Source organism: Maricaulis salignorans (assembly GCF_900103475.1).
Taxonomy (GTDB): domain Bacteria; phylum Pseudomonadota; class Alphaproteobacteria; order Caulobacterales; family Maricaulaceae; genus Maricaulis; species Maricaulis salignorans.
Genome location: NZ_FNHG01000034.1, coordinates 1 through 1,657, shown reverse-complemented (window position 1 = coordinate 1,657; position 1,657 = coordinate 1). Strand labels below are relative to the sequence as shown.

1 protein-coding gene is annotated in these 1,657 nt (G+C 41.6%); it reads left to right on the top strand.

Translation table 11 applies throughout. The features are described 5' to 3' along the window. The first annotated feature begins 252 nt into the window (after positions 1-252). Positions 253-1,620, top strand: coding sequence for an IS4 family transposase (locus BLT42_RS14870; RefSeq protein ID WP_031388786.1), 1,368 nt, complete (start codon positions 253-255; stop codon positions 1,618-1,620). The last annotated feature ends 37 nt before the right edge of the window (positions 1,621-1,657 follow it).

Genomic DNA, 1,657 nt, shown 5'->3' with positions numbered 1-1,657 from the left:
CTTTTGAGAGGCAAGTAATCTGTTTTGCATGACTGTCACCTTGCTTTGTGGAATGAGCTATTTTGGATTTCCCAATTTTTCGAGATGTATTCAGCATAACAGCGCTTATACTCAACTTTCGGGGTTGCTGTTACAGTCTGACTAAATGTCAATATGTTGAAAATTAAGAGGGTTTTTGCTTGAAAGATCCTTTCTCACTGTTTAGAATGTAACTTCTTCACGGTAACAATACAAAACAGGAGAAAGGATCAAATGCAAATTAACTATTTTCAATTCGACGGTCAAGACGAAACACAGTATTCAAATCGGCTCAAAAAGTTTTGCTCTGAATTCAATTTGGCAACAATTCTTAATAGATCTGGAATACGCAAAGAAAAAGGAATTTCCGCAAAAAATATATTTTTTACTTTGTTTTCATTACCATTTCTTGGGCTTGACATCTTTCATGGTGTAGTAAACAACAATCAAACTCCATACGGTAAAGACGTCGTATATGATTTTCTGAAATCAGAAAAATTCAACTGGAGAAAATTTTGTTTGCTTTTGGCTGCAAAGATTACATCACTTTATGAAGAACTGACCAACAAAAATAGAGAAAAAGTCCTGATCATAGACGACTCAAGCCTGAAGCGGCCAAGATCAAAAGCTGTTGAACTCCTGGCAAGGATCTATGATCACAGCGAAAAAAGATACTTTAAAGGATTCAGATTCCTTTCCGTATGTTGGTCTGACGGAGCAAGCACCTTGCCATTGGATTTTGCCATAATGTCCTCTGCAAATCCAAATAACCAGATACAGGGCATAAAAAAGGAAGTGGACAAAAGATCTTCGGGATACAAAAGACGCTTGGAAGCTGTAGGCAAGTCTACTGAACTTTTAGAGCCCATGGTCAAGAGAATCCTGAACTTTGGAATTAAAGCAGAATATGTGCTTATGGATAGTTGGTTCGCAATGCCAAGCATAATCAAGAGCCTACGCCAGCACATCCATGTTATATGCATGATCAAAAGAACACCCAATATACATTACACATTTCGTGGTAGACAATGTTCGGTGGATGATATCTATCGCCAGATTAAAAAACGCCCAGGCAGGGCCAAAATATTAGCCAGTGCCCGGGTCGAAATGAAATATGGTGGACAAGCCAAAATTGTTTTTGTCAGAGATCGACATAATAAAGACTGGTTGGCCATTTTGACCACGGATATCGATTTGCCGGACGAGGAAGTTGTTCGCATCTACGGAAAGCGTTGGGACATCGAGGTCTTCTTCAAGATGTGCAAGCAGCACCTTGGTCTGGAAAAGGGCATACAATCGAGGGACTTTGACAGTCAGGTCGCTCACACTTCCATCGTGATGGCCAGGTACATGTTCCTGTCCCTGGAACAAAGACGCCAGGATGACCCCAGAACCTTTGGCTCATTGTTCAGAGCTTGTTGCGAGGAAATGAGGGATCTGGACTTCATGGCCGCACTGAAACGTATTCTTGAGCTCGCAGTAGACAAGCTGCGCAGAGCGGGACAATACGCAGAGCAGATATTCACCGCCATGATTTCCGAAGTATTCGGGGCAGCTATCGAGTTCTTCGGCTTGAACCAGGAATTATGTCAAAGATCGTAAATAGTTGCTCAGCAAGCCGCAACCCCGAAAGTTGAGT